Origin of the sequence: Cecembia calidifontis (assembly GCF_004216715.1) — a bacterium.
GTDB classification, from domain to species: domain Bacteria; phylum Bacteroidota; class Bacteroidia; order Cytophagales; family Cyclobacteriaceae; genus Cecembia_A; species Cecembia_A calidifontis.
The window spans coordinates 2,799,330-2,815,701 of the sequence record NZ_SGXG01000001.1 but is presented as its reverse complement, the minus strand read 5'-3'; the positions used below and the strand labels follow the sequence as shown (position 1 = coordinate 2,815,701).

The window sequence follows — 16,372 nt, the reverse complement described above, 5'->3', positions numbered from 1 at the left end:
CAAAAAGCCGCTTTTTTTTAAGAACTAATACATAGGAAATTCCTTCTCTAATCCCTCAAAAGCATCGATCATTTCCCAGACAGGTTTGTAATAGGTGGATGCCAATCTTGAAGAAACGGACCCATTTGCTATATAATCCAAAGCTGCTGCCAATCTTCTTTCCAACGGATCTCCCCAATCTCTTGCAGGATTATCTCCAACCCGCATATTGGCTGGGAAACCATCAAAATAATTCGCCTGACCATTTGCATTGGCAATAGCAAAAGTAATCGGCACTATTTCAACATCATTTGCACTGAGTGTCCTGTTAAAACTGGACAAAGGGAAAGAGCCCACTGGCTTTCCATAAGTATTGTCTCCAATCAGGAAAACATTCATGTATGGGGTAAGACAGTTGATGACCAACTCTGAAGCAGAAGCCGAACCTCTGGAAGTAATGAAAATCACCCTGTCAAGGGCAAGGTTTCCTCTTTTAGTGAAGTTAACCGTAACATTTCTTTCAGTTTTATTTCCATTATGGCTATTGGTGTACATGGGCCTCCCTGAAGCAGCTGCAGGCACCAAATAATTCAAAATCTGCTCAGTAACGGCCACGGATCCACCTCCATTGTATCTCAGGTCTATGATCAATTCATTGATACCTTCACGCTGAAAATAGTCGAAAGAATCATCTACCTCCTGACTTCTGGTAGGAGTTAGACCTGCAGTAGCCCTGAAACTCTGGTAAACCCAATGTCCAACTTTTTTGCCAGCCACATGATAGACATCCCTGTGGAGTACAGAATTCGTCTGAAATGCACCTTTTTCAATTGTCCTGGTTGTTTCTGTTCCATCAGGAAGTCTAAACTTGAAAGTATTCGTCACGCCGACATTATTGGGACCCAAATCAAAGCTGTAACTTCCATTTGAATTTCGGTAGGAAGAAATCGGACGGCCATTGATTTCGATAAATTCCCACCCTCTTCTCCAACCATCTCTACCTGCTGGCCCTTGAGAAAAAACAAATGCAACAAAAAGTCTTTCATTCTCATCAAAAGCAAAACTAAAACCATGGGCTCCTGATGCCTGGCCGGTAAAAGCTGCATTGAATTGGGCCCTTGTGGTCAAATAAGACCATCTGTCCAATGGCTGGAACATCAAAGCATCCAATAGCTCTTGATTGCTTGAAAACTTTGACACATCCACATTAGCCGGTAGTTCGGTAGTCCAGAAATACCAATCCTTCATACTGTCAAAAATTGCCTTTTTGACAGCATTTTCTACTTTCTCCAGCTCTACTTCATCCGATTCTGGATTACAGGAGGCGAATACCATGGCAAAAACCAATAGAACCCCCCAGAAATTAACTTTAATTGTACGCATTTATTTTTTGATTGGTATTTTCTAGTCTTTAACGTAAGACCTACCGGAATAGGTTTAAATCACAAAATCATATACCTTGACAGCTGACCATTTGTTTGAATTTCTTTCAATAAATTTCAAATGCAAGGGATCCACCTGATAAGCATTTTGATCTTCAATACTTTTGAAAAACAAGGTACAGGCAACCTGATAACTATGATCTACCACATCTCTTGCCTCTGTGGGCGCAGGGGTTCCAATGTAAAATTTATCTACTGTTTTACATTTACCCAATACAGATGCTTCTTTGATAAAATCTGAAACATCAACACCGTTTTTTAACCAGAAAAAGACCTGGTGAATCATTTTTTGTTTTTTTGTTTGTTCTGCCATAAGTTGAATAGGTAAGCTTGCTGCAGCCCCGGCTACAGTTAAGGTTTGGAGAAATTTTCTTCGGGATTTCATGTAAATTTTATTAATGGCATTAAATATAAACATTTAAATTGCCTCCTGAAATAGCGCTAAAATAAAAGCATTGGAATGAAATATAGAAAACTTGGAAAAACCGGCTGGAGTGTTTCTGAGGTAGCTTTAGGCACATGGCAGGTCGGTGGAGGCTGGGGAAAAACTTTTGATGAAAAAACAGCCCATCATATCATACATACTGCGATAGATCTGGGAATCAATTTCATCGACACTGCTGACGTCTATGATGCCGGGCTTAGTGAGAAAGCGGTAGGCAAAGTAGTCCGTGAAAGAAAAGAAAAAGTTTACGTAGCCACCAAATGTGGCAGGCAAATCCAGCCTCATACCAACGAAGGGTATACCCCTGAAGTTTTGAGGAACTTTGTAGAGAACTCCCTAAAAAATATGGGGTTAGAAACCATTGATCTGATCCAGCTGCATTGCCCTCCTACCCCGGTTTACCAAAGAGATGAAATATTTGAGGAATTTGTAAAATTAAAAGCAGAAGGTAAGATTCAGGCAATGGGGGTAAGCGTGGAACTGGTAGAAGAAGCCATCTCAGCTATGAAGTATGACATTGTTTCCAGTATACAGATCATTTTCAATATGTTCCGGCACAAGCCGGCTGAGTTCCTTTTCACGCAACCCAACATAGAAGATTATGGCATCATCGCAAGGGTGCCGCTTGCCAGTGGCTTGTTAACAGAGAAACTCACCGCAACTTCTGTTTTTGGCCCTCAAGACCATAGAACATTCAACAGAAATGGGGAAGCCTTTGACAAAGGAGAAACCTTTTCAGGAATAGATTACCAAAAAGGCCTAAAAGCAGTGGAAGAACTTAAAGAAATCTTCAAAGGAAATGAACCTTTGTCCGCTTGGGCCATTCGATGGATTCTGATGTTTCCTCAGGTCAGCACAGTCATTCCCGGTGCTTCAAAAGTAGAACAGGTGAGTGCAAATCTGCATGCCATGGATTTACCTATGATTAGTGCTGAGCAAATGGATGCAGTAAGGGAAGTCTATGAAAAATACTTTAAGGCCGATATCCATCACCTTTGGTAAATTTCCTTTGTAAGGAAGCCTATGTCCATAACTTAATCCTGAAACATATACCAAACCGATAAAAACTTGAGCCTCCGACGTGTTCTAATCATCACCTACTATTGGCCTCCATCAGCAGGATCAGGCGTTCAGCGTTGGCTCAAGTTTGCCAAATACCTACCCGAATACGGTTGGGAACCAACAATTTTTACACCTGAAAATCCGGATTTTGAACTGCAGGATCCCTCTTTGGAAAAAGACATTTCTCCACAGTTAGAAGTGATCAAATTTCCTATCTGGGAACCTTATGGTCTTTTTAAAAAACTCAAAGGAAATCTAAAAGGAGACCCTGCCACAATTTTAGAAAAGAAAGAAAAATCACTCATTGATAGACTGGCCATTTGGCTAAGGGCCAATTTGCTTATCCCTGACCCAAGGGTATTCTGGGTCAAACCCTCCGTAAGCTTTTTAGAGGATTCGATGGTAAAAGGCCATTACCAAGCCATCATTACAACTGGACCTCCGCATAGCATGCATCTAATTGGACTGCAACTGCATGAAAAAACCGGAATACCGTGGTTGGCAGATTTCAGAGATCCTTGGTCTAAATGGGAGTTTTTGGACACTTTACCCATGTTATCATGGGTACTAAAGCGACATCAAACTTTGGAGAGCCGTGTGCTTGCTAAAGCCAGTGCCATAACTACTATCAGCCCGACTTTTCAGAAAGATTTAAAAAAATTGGCAAACAGGGAGGTTCACCTTTTGACCAATGGATTTGATTCCGATGATTTCCCTACTTTTTCCCAGAATACAGGTTTGAAAGAAAAAGATCTAGAAATCGTCTATTCCGGGATAATTGATGCTATCCGCAACCCTTTGCCTTTCTTAGAAGCTTTTAAAAAGGCCTTTGAACCATCGGCTTTCTCAGTTCGGTTCCGATTTGTAGGCAAGGTTTCATCCGCAGTGGAACAATTTGTGAAAAATGATAACTGGTTAGAAAGACATGTGGAATTCATAGGTTATGTCAGTCATCAGCGGGTTTTTGAATATTATCAAGCAGCAGATATCCTGTTGCTGATCCTGACCACCACCAAAAATGCCCAGGGAAATATACCGGGTAAGCTGTTCGAATACCTGGCAAGCGGAAAAACAATTTTGGGTCTCGGCGACCCTAACGGAGATGCCGCTTCCCTAATCCATCAAGCACAGGCAGGCAAAATCATTGAACCAAACAAGCAAGATGAAATCGTTTCATTTTTAAAGGGATATAAATCATCGGACCACGCTACAGATAAATCCTTAATCAATAGATTCTCAAGAAAAAACCTTTCCTCACAACTGGCCCAAATACTTGAAAATATTGCGCCATAAAAGGAAAAGACAAACTTTAATTTACCCGAAACTTCAAATCCTCAAACACAAAGTCTCTATCATCACTTAAAGTGAGGCTTAAAGTAACATCAAAGTCCGTTTCTTCTAAGGGAAAATCCTTTACACGAATCAATAAGGATTCATAGCCCAAAAAATTAAATCGGTATTGATATAAAAATTCAAAGGATGGGTCCGATTGGAATCCTGCCACTCGGAAAAGTTCAGTCACCTCTTCTCCGGTTTGAAATTTCATCCCTTTCCAAGATAAAGATTGATTGGTAATCAACTTGATGTGCTTCAAATAATGTTCTGAGCCGGGAGGTATTGGATCACAGGCAAATGCGGAAGAAATGAAAGAAAAACCGGAAAGTTGATTGATTGCACTCGCGTGAGTTACTTCATATACCCAAATTCTGATAACCAAATCATTCACTGAATATTTTTGGCCAGGTTCAGCAGCCTGATTGTTGGCCGTAATCTCAGCCTTCATTGTATCAATCACAAAATTCCTTGTTGGAGTAAGCTTTCCACATCCACAGGAATCATGACAAAATAGATCACAGGACAAAGGAACTAAGCCTAACAAAACAGCTAAAAACAAAAAAAACGTCTTGGAAGGCTTCATAAATACTTTACTTTGAATCCAATATAACACAAAACAAACATTACTGCAATTATCGTTGTCCCGCGTTTCCGAACTCGGGACCACTGAGCAATAATTTTTCAAACTCAAACACTCCCATCTCCTCAAAAAAATAAGCTGAAAGCTCAAAATTCAGCAGTCCAGAGTTAAAAACTCTGGACAACGAAAGAATTTATCTTTAGAATACCTCCTTAGCAATCCTATAGGTAGCCTCCGCCTTACTCATGGTGTAGTAATGCAGCACAGGCACGCCATTCGCGATCAGTTCTTTACTTTGGTGAATGGCCCACTCCACGCCAACTTCCCGGACATCAGCATTGGTTTTACACTTTTCAAGCTCATCCATCAAAGCATCCGGAAGATCAAGATAAAAAGTCCTTGGCAACATGGTGATTTGTCCTAGGGTGGTAATTGGCTTTATCCCCGGGATAATGGGAACTGTAATCCCCATTTCTCTAACTTTTTTGACAAAATCAAAATACTTTTGGTTGTCAAAAAACATCTGGGTTACAATATACTCTGCTCCAGCATCTATCTTTTCTTTTAAGTGTTTGAGGTCAAACTTCAAGCTGGGTGCTTCAAAATGTTTTTCAGGATAGCCTGCTACGCCCACACAAAAATCCGTATGAAAACCCGTCTCTGTTTCCTCATGGAGATACCTCCCATGGTTCATATTCACAATCTGCTTGACCAAATCTTTGGTATAAGCATGCCCGTTGGGTTCTGGAACAAATTTATTTTCACTTTTTGGGGCATCTCCCCTTAAAGCCAGAATATTTTGGACTCCTATAAAGTTCAGGTCGATCAATGCGTTTTCGGTTTCCTCTTTGGTAAAACCACCGCACAATAAATGGGGTACCGCCTCTACCTTAAAGCGGTTCATGATCGCAGCACAAATACCCACAGTACCGGGACGTTTTTTCGTAGCGACCTTTTCCAAAAGGCCACTGGGATGCTTCTTATAAATGAATTCCTCCCTATGGTAAGTAACATCCACAAAAGGTGGATTGAACTCCATCAAGGGTTCTATACCCTCACACAAATCCTTTAGACTTTGTCCTTTTAGAGGAGGTAAAATTTCAAAAGAAAACAGGGGTTTATCTGCCTGCTCGATATATTCTGTAATTTTCATAATTAATTTTCTTGAACCTGAAGTGATGGAGAGTAAGCCAAATTAGGAGATAACCACTTTTCAGCTTGAGCCTTACTGATACCCTTTCTTGAAGCATAATCGGCAACCTGGTCTTCCCCGATTTTTCCCAGCCCAAAATACTTGCTTTCCGGATGGGCAAAATAGAATCCGCTGACCGACGAAGTGGGATACATGGCAAAGCTGTCGGTCAACGTGATTCCAGTGTTTTTTTCAACCTCCAAAAGGTCAAATAAAGTCTTTTTTTCAGAATGTTCGGGACAGGCAGGATAGCCTGGTGCAGGTCGTATGCCTATATACTCTTCTTTGATCAAGGCTTCATTATCAAGGGACTCTGATGGTGCATAACCCCATATTTCTTTGCGGATCAATTCATGGAGGTATTCAGCGCCTGCCTCTGCCAATCGGTCAGCCAGGGCCTTGAGCATGATGTCATGGTAATCATCATGCTTTTCCTGAAACTCCTTCAGCTTGGCCTCGATACCCCATCCGGCGGTTACTGCAAACCCACCCAAATAATCTGTTTTGGAAGGATGTATATAATCTACCAATGACCTATTTGGAACTCCCTTTCCTTTTTTGCCTTGTTGCCTTAAAAAATGGAGGGTGTATTCTTTGGAACCTCCAAAGATTTTAAGATCATCATGGACTCTTTTTACAGGAAAAATACCGACCACTGCCTTGGCCTCCAACCATTTCTCCTGAATGATTTGGTCCAGCATTTGATTGGCATCCTCATACAAGCGGGAGGCTTCTTTTCCAACCACGGGATCTTCCAGGATTTTGGGATACTTACCACTCAGCATCCAAGTGCTGAAAAATGGGGTCCAGTCTATGTACTTCCTCAAAATATTGAGGTCCAAATTATCCAAAACCGTAATTCCTTCCTTACGAGGTGCTATGGGCTGGAAATGTTCCCAATCAATAAAAACAGGATTGGCTTTGGCCTCCTCATAACTCACCAATTGTTTTACTTGCTGTTTGGCTTCATGCTCCTCTCTAAGCTTTTTATAGGTCGCTTTGATTTCTTTGTGGTATGCTTCCTTTGTTTCTTCTGAAATGGCCTCTCCTGCAATCGGGACCGATTTGGAAGCATCTGTAACGTGGACCACTGTCCCGCTGTACACCGGGTCAATTTTTACCGCTGTGTGTATCCTTGAGGTGGTGGCTCCTCCTATCAACAAAGGAATCTTCAGTCCCTGCCTATCCATTTCAGAAGCTACATTGACCATTTCATCCAGAGAAGGGGTGATCAGGCCACTAAGCCCGATAATATCCACCTTGTTTTTTAAGGCTTCATCAATGATTTTTTGGGCATCTACCATCACACCCAGATCAATGATCTGGTAACTATTGCAGGCCAATACTACTCCAACTATATTCTTACCGATATCATGAACATCGCCCTTGACTGTAGCCAACAGGATTTTTTTGATGCTACTCTGTTCCTGGCTGTAGCCGGTATCCCCAAGCTTAGGCATAAATGGTTCCAGATAGGCCACTGCCTTTTTCATCACCCGAGCTGATTTGACCACCTGGGGCAAAAACATCTTCCCCTCTCCAAAAAGGTCTCCCACCACATTCATCCCATCCATTAATGGACCTTCTATGACTTTCAGGGGATTTTGATACTTCAGGCGGGCCTCCTCGGTATCTTCAATGATATAATCAATGATTCCTTTGACCAGTGCATGCTCAATCCTTTTCTCTACTGAGTCCTGCCTCCAAGCTTCTGAAACAATTTCTTTTTTGTCCTGGGATTTGACTGTCTCTGCAAATGCCAACAAAGCTTCCGTTGCATTATCTGACCGATCAAAAAGAACATCTTCCACCTTTTCCAATAAATCCTTCGGTATATCATCATAAACCTCCAACATGGTGGGATTTACTATACCCATATCCATTCCATGGCGGATGGCATGGTACAAAAACGCAGCATGCATGGCTTCCCTCACAGGATTATTTCCCCTAAAAGAAAAACTCACATTACTTACGCCGCCGCTTACTTTGGCTCCTGGCAGATTTTCCTTGATCCACTTGGTCGCAAGAAAAAAATCCAAGGCATTGCGCCTGTGCTCTTCCATGCCTGTGGCTACAGGAAAAATATTGGGATCGAAGATGATATCCTGAGGATTGAATTTGACTTTTTTTACTAAAATGTCATAGCTCCGCTTACAGATATCAATTCTTCTCTGATAGGTATCCGCTTGACCTTGCTCATCAAAAGCCATCACCACTACTGCGGCCCCAAATTTTTTGATGGTCTTGGCCTGTTGGATAAACTCCTCCTCTCCGTTTTTCAAGCTGATGGAATTGACAATTCCCTTACCCTGAATACATTTAAGCCCGGCAAGAATAATCTCCCAGCGGGAAGAATCAATCATAATGGGAATCTTACTGATTTCAGGTTCTGAGGCAATCAAATTCAGAAACCTCTCCATCGCTGCCACACCATCCAACATTCCTTCATCCATGCACACATCCAAAATCTGTGCACCTCCCCTTACCTGGTCCAGAGCAATTTCCAAAGCCTCATCAAATTGACCATTCAAGATCAGCTTTGCGAATTTTTTGGAACCGGTTACATTGGTCCGTTCTCCTATATTGACGAAATTGATTTCAGGTGTAAAAACCAAAGGTTCTAAACCTGATAATTTCAAGACATTATGTTTTTGAATCTTACTCATCTCCAGTATTGACAAATTCCACAGTTCGGGGCTGGTATTTTTCAGCTAACTTGGCCAAAGCAGCAATATGTTCAGGAGTAGTTCCGCAACATCCTCCAAGAATATTGATATACCCCTCTTTCAAAAATTCCTCGACCTGATCAGCCATTTCTTTGGCCCCCTGATCATATTGACCAAATTCATTGGGTAAACCGGCATTGGGATAGGCAGATACATAAAATGGTGCATTTTCAGCCATCACTTTCAAATAAGGTCTTAATTCTTTTGCTCCTAAAGCACAATTCAGCCCAACACTGAACAGGGGCATATGGGAAACGGAGATCAAAAAGGCTTCTGTAGTCTGACCAGAAAGCGTTCTTCCGGAGGCATCTGTGATTGTCCCCGAAACCATAACAGGTACTCCTCCTTCTACAGGATCCAAAGGCAATCCCCTTTCCTCAAATACTTCCTGAATAGCAAAAAGTGCTGCTTTTGCATTAAGTGTATCAAATATTGTCTCTACCAGCAAAATATCAGCCCCGCCATCCAAAAGGGCCCTAACTTGCTCTTTATATGCCTCGGCCAATTGATCAAAAGTAATAGCACGATAACCAGGGTCATTCACATCAGGGGAAATAGAAGCGGTTTTATTGGTTGGCCCTAAAGCACCGGCCACAAAGCGGGGTTTTTCCGGATTTTTTGCAGTAAACTCATCGGCCACCTCCCGGGCAATTTTTGCAGATTGAAAATTGATCTGATAAGCTAAATGCTCCAGTCCATAATCTTCTTGCGCAATTGAAGTTCCGCTAAAAGTATTGGTTTCAATGATATCTGCTCCAGCTTCCAGGTAAGCAGCATGAATGGCTTTGATTATATCAGGTCTTGAAAGAGAAAGCAGGTCATTGTTACCTTTCAAGGGTTTGGGGTGATTTTTTAATTCCGGGGTCCTGAAATCCTCTTCTGAAAGCTTATAACGCTGAATCATGGTACCCATGGCACCATCCAAAATCAAAATTCTCTTCTTGGCAATTGAAAGTAATAACTCGCTTCTTTTCATAAATCTAACATTAAAAAGCTTAAACGAGTCTAACCGGATGAAAAAGGAATTCTTCCGCTCATCTTTTTCCGGCTTTTCCGGAAGGGGAATTAGCACCTTGTGTTCAGGTTGCTAAGACGTCTCAGGGCCCATCCCTCGGTCTTTCTCGATAAGCATATCCAAAGTTAAGGGCTATTCTTGAATTTTATTACACATTTCAATAATTCTTGCAAAAAATTAAATGGAACCTGTTTTTAGGGGACGGTAGTTTCCAAATTCTCATTATTAGGTTCATTTTTTTGAATTTCAAAACTCCAAAGTTATTTTAGAGGCTAGCTCAAACACTTCCTTCTATGAAAAAAATCTTGTTGCTCTTCATTCTTCCATTTCTTTTTTCTTGTTCCAACGAAAAAACTTCTTCCACAGATCCCCAAAACACCTATTGGGATGCGGAAGAGAAACTCCTTTCTTTGGGAATTCACCTGCCTGCTGCCAGCCAACCTGTTGCCAATTATGTCAATGCGGTTAAAACCGGGAATTTGCTTTTCTTAGCAGGAAAGGGGCCAAGTCTTCCAGATGGAACTTACATCACCGGCAAAGTAGGCAAAGACCTCAGCATTGAAGAAGGGAAAGAAGCAGCAAGACTTGTAGGAATAGCCCAATTGGCTGTCCTCAAAGCAGAATTAGGGGACCTCAACAAGGTGAAAAGAATCGTAAAAGTATTGGGTATGGTAAATTGCGGTCCCGAATTCACCCAACAGCCTCAGGTCATCAATGGATTTTCGGACCTGATGGTGGAAGTTTTCGGAGAGAAGGGTAAGCATGCCAGGTCTGCTGTAGGAATGAATGCATTACCTATGGATATAGCAGTGGAAATAGAACTTATCGTAGAAATTGAAGATTAACTGTTATGGCCTTATCCCAACACTGAATTGTAAATAAGGATTGGCCATATATTTGAACATAGCCAAATCTGCCAGTTTATATTGGCTGGCAGGCAGTTCGTAACCTGCATGTATCCCAAGTATCAGATCCATAAATTTCTTTTGAGACAATGGGATACCGTAGGTGATGAACGCCTCAGGTTTAAGCATAGCACCATATGCTGCCAAATACCCATCATGATCAGGTTCTTCAAAAAGTCTTGGAAAATCAGGTTTTATGTCAGAAGTCAAGGTGTATCTTAAATTTCCAAACCCTATCCCTGCAAGGGCCCCAATTTCCAAGTTTCTTAAATCCAATAATTTCAATCCTCCATTAGCATAGACCCTGACACTATTCAAACTATGGCTTTGTGTTTCACTTGCTTTCCCTCCCAGACCAAGGTTAAAAAAGTCCATCCCATACATCAACTGCTTGCTGTAGCCCAATACTTTGAGCCCCCAATTATTAGGTCTTCCGGTGAATGGCTGAAGACCATTATCAACCAAGTGTTCGTTGAAGAAATCCGGACTGGTAAAATTGAGCCCATAAAATATATGTACCCCCAATGAAGCATCTTTATAAAAATACTTGTAATCAGGAAGTGTTATTCCTGCCCCTAATCTCAGGAAAGCCCCTGATTGCGTACTGTTGAAACTAATCCCATTTACATTCCAGGAATTTTCAAAGGGGCTAAATGAATAGCCGAACTTTGCCATTAGGGCTAAAGCTTCATCTCTACCCGGAATAGGTAAATCATAACTCAATTGAAATCCAATCTCGGTCAGGAAACCGGAAAGATTGAGCGAATTTTTATGGATATTCCCATCTCTTAAAATAAATCCCTGTGCAGGACTTTGTAAAAAATCATCCAGGTCCCTGAACTCATTTTCTCTTAACATTTGAAAATTGAGAAAACCTGAACCAACAGACATATAATGGATCAACTGAAAAGGTCCTTCTTCTGTAAATGAAAATCCAACATTGACATTAAACCTTGTGGTACGGTAATCAATTTCATAGCCATTAAAAAGTGACTTTGGTCCAGGGTTATGAAACAATTCCACTCCAAGAATAAAATCATTATACCTTGCCTGATAACCAAAATTGAAATTAGTATACCCCTTTCTCATCGGGCTAAGACCTTTATTTTCAAGCATTTGATTGAACTCTCTCAGATTTGTACCTGTCCTGCCCATCGTAAAATACATGGTAGCCCTACTGGATTGGGATTCTTGCCCCAATACAAGGGGGAAAAAGGTAACCAAGAAAAGACCGGTCAATAAGAGTCTCATACAAAATATTTACATCCCAAAAATAAAACCAATCTCCATAAGTAAAGCAGTCCAAACAAAAATTAAATCTTTAAAAACCGGATAATTTTTGAATAAAGACTATCAGGATTGAAGGGTTTGGGGATAAAGTCATCCATACCAACTTCTTCCAGTTGAACCTTGACATCTATAAGAGAAGAGGCTGTCAGCGCAATGATCGGAACATTTCTTTTTTGAAAATCAGGATGATTCCTGATGAATGAAGCAACCTCAAACCCATCCATTTCTGGCATTTGGAGATCCAATAAAATCAGATTGAAGTCATGCAATTCAAACTCCTTTATGGCCTGTTGACCATTTTCTGCAATTACAATTTCTCCTACACCCCACTTGGTCAAAAATTTATTGATCATAATTTGGTTGACGAGGTTATCTTCCGCTACCAAAACCTTAGCAGAGCCAAGGTTTTTATCATAGGAAGCTACCCGTCTGAAGTGAAGTTCTGTCGAAGCCTTTATTTTCTGGAACTTAATGGTAAAAGAAAAAACCGTACCTCCCCCTGTTCGCTTCCTGATCGTGATGTCTCCTCCAAATAAATTTACCAACCTTTTGACAATCGCCAAACCGAGGCCAGTTCCTCCATACTTTCTGGTCGTATCAGCACTGGCTTGGGTAAAGGCTTCAAATACCGTAGCCATTTTATCCTCAGGGATACCAATGCCGGTGTCTTCTATTTCGAATTGAACTGCTATCTCCTCAGCGTTTTCATCTACTCTTTTCAATGCAATTTTTATAAAACCCTGTTGGGTAAATTTGACAGCATTGGAAATAAGGTTATTGACTACTTGGCCCAATCTCACCGGGTCTCCTATCAACTTCGTCGGGATCTCTTCATCATAATCAAAAATGATTTCCAGGGACTTTTCCCTGGCCTGGTAAGTGTAAGAATGAAGGATACGGTTGATGACATTTTTCAATTCAAAATCCAATTTTTCAAGCTCAACTTTCCCGGAATCAATTTTTGTGAAATCAAGAATATCATTGATCAGGCCAAGTAAGTTTTCTGCTGAAAACTGAAGCGTCTTAAGGTTTTCAAGCTGGTCAGGCCTTGGATTATCTTCAATAAGCAAATGGGCCATTCCAATAACTGCATTCATTGGTGTCCTGATTTCATGACTCATGATGGACAAAAACTGAGATTTCACCTTAGAAGCCTGTTCGGCTTTTTCCTTAGCCAATAACATTTCTCTTTGTGCCTCTTTCAACTGGGTGATGTCACGTGCAATTCCATTGTAAAATACCCTGCCATCTTCAGTGGTTATCAATTTCCCATTTGAACTAAAAATCCTGTAATCCCCACCTTTACGTCTCAGTTTGAATTCGAGGTACTGATTTTCCATTAAGAATTTAATAGGGTCGACTATCAATTCTTTTAATTCTGAAAAATCATTCTCATGCAAAAACTCTGTAAGCTTGAGGTTCAATACCTCCTCAGGTTCATACCCTAAAAACTGCTTGATATTGGGAGAAACATAAGTCAAGGTGAAATCCGGCTCCATGGAGAAGATTATTTGTGTTGAATTTTCAACCAATCTCCTGTACTTTTCCTCACTTTTAAGAAGGTTTTCCTTCGCATTATATTCTTCATTGATATCCCTTAGGATACCTAGGGCATATTCCACTTCACCTTCATGCATGATCGGTTTTATGGTCATTTCATAAACCCTTTGCCTAAAAATCAGGATTTTATTGACATCCTTTTTTTGATATAATGCGGTCTTTACCGCAGGCTCAATTTCGCTGAGATTTTTCTTGTGTACTTCCGAAAGTGTTTTGCCTTCAAAATCAGAAGGTTTCATCCCCCAATTTCTCATGGTAGACCCTTGGGCAACAATATATTTTAAATCCTTATCAATGAGGAATACGCTGATAAATGGAATATTGGATGCCAATACCCTATACCTCTCCTGACTGCGGATAATTTCTTCCCTGGCCTTTTTTCTTTCTGTGATGTCCTGTAGTATCCCTTCATGCAATACCACCTTTCCATCCTGATCCAACAATTCTCTGGATTTATCCTCCACCCAACGGTATTCACCACTGGATTTTTTGATTCTATATTCTCCTGAATAAGCAGGTATTCCCTTTTCATGTTGCTCCTTGAGATGAAAATCAAGCAACTCTTCTAAATCATCCGGATGGATCAACTCCAAAATACTGGCGCCATTTGTAATCAATTCATCTGCCTGGTAACCAAATTGCTTGATATTATCCGATATGTATAAGATCTTGAAATTTTCATTGGGATCAACTGTAAAAAGAACAGCAGGGCTATTTTCGACTACCATTTTAGCCCTTTTGGCCAGTGCCTCCTGCTTTTGCAATAGGGATAGATTCCTTATGAGAAATGAATACCCTAGCTTTTCTCCTTCATCATTTAAGAAAGCCTGAACAGAAAGATCATAAGGCTGTACTGCTCCATACAATGATTTCAGATTCAGTTCCCGTCTATATACTTTCTCATTTTTTAATTCCCCTATAGCAATTTTGATTTCATGCACATCTTCTGAAAGAAAATCAAACAAATCAAAAAGGGTCCCTTGAAATTCAGCGGACTGTAAGAGTTTACATTCCGTCCTGGCAGCTTTGTTTAGATAAAGCACGTTCCATTGGGTATCAGTCACAAAAATGGGGTCATCAACTTGTGCCAAAATCTGTGACTGAAGTTTCAGGTAATTCTCAGCACCTCTTTTGTGTGTGATATCGGAACAATAGCCATAAATCTCTAATTTATCGGTCCCTTCTCCTTGCTTTACAACTATATTGTAGGAAAGGATTTTCTCTTTCCCTTCGGATAATTTTAAGATTAACTCACTTGAAGAGCTGCTTCGATCAAAAATCGCCCTTTTTACATCCCTTATGAAGGTTTTCCTGGTCTCTTTAGATATTTTTGGAAACAAATCTGCCAATTGTACAGAAGACACCCCATCTGTAATTTCAAAAATCTTATTAAATCCTTTCGAAATATGAATGCGGTTTTTGGAGGGGCTATATCTCCATGAACCCGATTTTGCAAGAATTTCTGTAGATTCTAAAAGTTTCTCATTCCTATCCAGGCTCTTTTTGATTGCCCGATTGATAAAACTTCCTGCATAAATATCCCCCAGTTGCCTAAGGACGTATTCATCCTTTTCTACCCAATCCCTCTTTTCCTTTACAGCATCCAAACCAAAAAAGCCAATAAGCCTGTGTTCAGAAAAAATGGGAATTAAAATCACTGACTGAATCCCCTGTTGCTTATAGACTTCCTTTTCCAAAGCAAAGGTATCTGACAAAGATTCGACATCAGATATGATGAAAATTTCCCCCTTCCTGAGTGCTTTAATGGTAGCAGCGTCCTCGTGAACCGGGATATATTTCATGTCCTCAATCTGGGGCAAAATTCCCTCATTAGTCCACTCATAAGCATATTCCATGGACTTCAGGTCATCGTGAACTAGAAAAATATAGGCCCTGTCTGCTTTTTCAAACTCTCCGAGCATTTTTAAAGAGTCCTGAAAAACTTTATCCAGCTGATGATAGTCTGCATTGACAAACTTTGCAGAAATCTTATTGATCAGAATTTCCAGATCGTATCTCTTTTGGAGAGACTTTTTTGCATAGTAGAATTCAGTGACATCTCTAGCGTTAAAGAGTATTCCTTCAACAGCAGGTTCATCCAATAAATTTTTACCATAAGATTCCAAAAAGAATTTCGTCCCGTCTGGTTTGTGCACCCAAAAATCAATCCTGATTTCCCCCATCCTTTCATTTAGTCCATCAAAGTCGCCATCTACTACTTCAATAGCCCCTATTTCTTCAAGCTCATGTAAAGATCTCCCCAAAACGACATCAGGAGTGATTCCGAGCTTATCAATGATGGAGGAACTTACAAACTTAAAAACACCTTCCCCATCAACGATTGCCATCATATCATGGCTGTAATGCAACATGGTTTTAATAAAACCCAGCTCTTGCTGATCAGCTATTTCAACACCCTGACTTTCATATTGCATCAACTCGCCAAACGTGATGTGACGCTTTCCTTTTGCCAAACAGTACCTTTGGTCATTGTTAGAGGTAAGGCTTATAAAGGTCCATTGAAAACGGGTCAAAAAACCCCTTTTATCCTTTAAAGGCCTTAAAAACTCTGTTTTTGGCTTTTCGCCAGCCATAAAAAATCTATACAATTCATTTTGGCTAATTCCATTATTAACAAACTCCTGCCACTTCTGAAAATCATATTGAAAATGCTCCCTCCAGAATTTATTAACAAAAACTATCTGATCTTCACTAAAAACCATCATGGGATCAGTAACTTCATCAAAAAAACTGAAAATGGAAATATCCAATTTTTCAAAATAAGCCATACGGTCCTGTAAAATTAAATGTAGATTTCAATTTTAATGATTTAATTTAAAC

11 protein-coding genes and 1 riboswitch are annotated in these 16,372 nt (G+C 40.4%); of the genes, 3 read left to right on the top strand and 8 right to left on the bottom strand.

The window, feature by feature from the left end; genetic code table 11:
* Nucleotides 1–24: 24 nt before the first annotated feature.
* Both BC751_RS12190 and BC751_RS12185 read right to left on the bottom strand, forming a co-directional pair.
* Nucleotides 25–1,362 carry a S41 family peptidase gene (locus BC751_RS12190; protein ID WP_130275778.1) on the bottom strand — a complete coding sequence of 446 codons (1,338 nt, stop codon included), beginning with the start codon at nucleotides 1,360–1,362 and terminating at the stop codon, nucleotides 25–27.
* A gap of 54 nt (nucleotides 1,363–1,416) precedes the next feature.
* Nucleotides 1,417–1,806, bottom strand: a complete 390-nt coding sequence (locus BC751_RS12185) for a Dabb family protein (RefSeq protein WP_130275777.1) — start codon at nucleotides 1,804–1,806, stop codon at nucleotides 1,417–1,419.
* Nucleotides 1,807–1,881: 75 nt separating this feature from the next.
* On the opposite strand from BC751_RS12185, the gene BC751_RS12180 reads away from it, so the two are divergent.
* Nucleotides 1,882–2,868 (top strand): aldo/keto reductase, encoded by a 987-nt coding sequence (locus BC751_RS12180; protein WP_130275776.1) that lies wholly within the window; start codon nucleotides 1,882–1,884, stop codon nucleotides 2,866–2,868.
* Between the two features lie 66 nt (nucleotides 2,869–2,934).
* Complete coding sequence (locus BC751_RS12175) at nucleotides 2,935–4,221, top strand: glycosyltransferase family 4 protein (protein WP_130275775.1); 1,287 nt, start codon at nucleotides 2,935–2,937, stop codon at nucleotides 4,219–4,221.
* A gap of 16 nt (nucleotides 4,222–4,237) precedes the next feature.
* On the opposite strand, the gene BC751_RS12170 is transcribed toward BC751_RS12175, so the two are convergent.
* From BC751_RS12170 to BC751_RS12155, 4 genes are all read right to left on the bottom strand, one after another.
* Complete coding sequence (locus BC751_RS12170; RefSeq protein ID WP_130275774.1) at nucleotides 4,238–4,846, bottom strand: hypothetical protein; 609 nt, start codon at nucleotides 4,844–4,846, stop codon at nucleotides 4,238–4,240.
* Nucleotides 4,847–5,042: 196 nt separating this feature from the next.
* The gene (metF, locus tag BC751_RS12165; protein ID WP_130275773.1) at nucleotides 5,043–5,996 is read right to left on the bottom strand and encodes a methylenetetrahydrofolate reductase [NAD(P)H]; all 954 of its coding nucleotides are present in this window, start codon (nucleotides 5,994–5,996) and stop codon (nucleotides 5,043–5,045) included.
* Between the two features lie 2 nt (nucleotides 5,997–5,998).
* A complete protein-coding gene (gene metH, locus BC751_RS12160) occupies nucleotides 5,999–8,701 on the bottom strand; it encodes a methionine synthase (RefSeq protein ID WP_130275772.1) in 2,703 nt (900 codons plus the stop codon).
* A complete protein-coding gene (locus BC751_RS12155; protein WP_130275771.1) occupies nucleotides 8,694–9,737 on the bottom strand; it encodes a homocysteine S-methyltransferase family protein in 1,044 nt (347 codons plus the stop codon). The genes metH and BC751_RS12155 overlap by 8 nt, the downstream gene beginning before the upstream one ends.
* Nucleotides 9,738–9,792: 55 nt before the next feature.
* A riboswitch (SAM riboswitch) is annotated at nucleotides 9,793–9,892 on the bottom strand.
* A gap of 177 nt (nucleotides 9,893–10,069) precedes the next feature.
* Here BC751_RS12155 and BC751_RS12150 point away from each other — a divergent pair.
* Complete coding sequence (locus BC751_RS12150) at nucleotides 10,070–10,621, top strand: RidA family protein (RefSeq protein WP_130275770.1); 552 nt, start codon at nucleotides 10,070–10,072, stop codon at nucleotides 10,619–10,621.
* 3 nt (nucleotides 10,622–10,624) lie between these two features.
* On the opposite strand, the gene BC751_RS12145 is transcribed toward BC751_RS12150, so the two are convergent.
* Both BC751_RS12145 and BC751_RS12140 read right to left on the bottom strand, forming a co-directional pair.
* Nucleotides 10,625–11,932: a hypothetical protein gene (locus tag BC751_RS12145; protein ID WP_130275769.1), complete on the bottom strand. Its 1,308-nt coding sequence runs from the start codon at nucleotides 11,930–11,932 to the stop codon at nucleotides 10,625–10,627.
* Between the two features lie 62 nt (nucleotides 11,933–11,994).
* Nucleotides 11,995–16,320 (bottom strand): PAS domain S-box protein, encoded by a 4,326-nt coding sequence (locus BC751_RS12140; protein ID WP_130275768.1) that lies wholly within the window; start codon nucleotides 16,318–16,320, stop codon nucleotides 11,995–11,997.
* Between the last annotated feature and the right edge of the window lie 52 nt (nucleotides 16,321–16,372).

Excerpts from the sequence above, each read along its gene's own strand:
- metF (WP_130275773.1), bottom strand. The coding sequence starts at position 5,996 with ATGAAAATTACAGAATATATCGAGCAGGCAGATAAACCCCTGTTTTCT.
- BC751_RS12150 (WP_130275770.1), top strand. The coding sequence starts at position 10,070 with ATGAAAAAAATCTTGTTGCTCTTCATTCTTCCATTTCTTTTTTCTTGT.
- BC751_RS12140 (WP_130275768.1), bottom strand. The coding sequence starts at position 16,320 with ATGGCTTATTTTGAAAAATTGGATATTTCCATTTTCAGTTTTTTTGAT.
- BC751_RS12190 (WP_130275778.1), bottom strand. The coding sequence starts at position 1,362 with ATGCGTACAATTAAAGTTAATTTCTGGGGGGTTCTATTGGTTTTTGCC.
- BC751_RS12180 (WP_130275776.1), top strand. The coding sequence starts at position 1,882 with ATGAAATATAGAAAACTTGGAAAAACCGGCTGGAGTGTTTCTGAGGTA.
- BC751_RS12185 (WP_130275777.1), bottom strand. The coding sequence starts at position 1,806 with ATGAAATCCCGAAGAAAATTTCTCCAAACCTTAACTGTAGCCGGGGCT.
- BC751_RS12145 (WP_130275769.1), bottom strand. The coding sequence starts at position 11,932 with ATGAGACTCTTATTGACCGGTCTTTTCTTGGTTACCTTTTTCCCCCTT.
- metH (WP_130275772.1), bottom strand. The coding sequence starts at position 8,701 with ATGAGTAAGATTCAAAAACATAATGTCTTGAAATTATCAGGTTTAGAA.
- BC751_RS12170 (WP_130275774.1), bottom strand. The coding sequence starts at position 4,846 with ATGAAGCCTTCCAAGACGTTTTTTTTGTTTTTAGCTGTTTTGTTAGGC.
- BC751_RS12155 (WP_130275771.1), bottom strand. The coding sequence starts at position 9,737 with ATGAAAAGAAGCGAGTTATTACTTTCAATTGCCAAGAAGAGAATTTTG.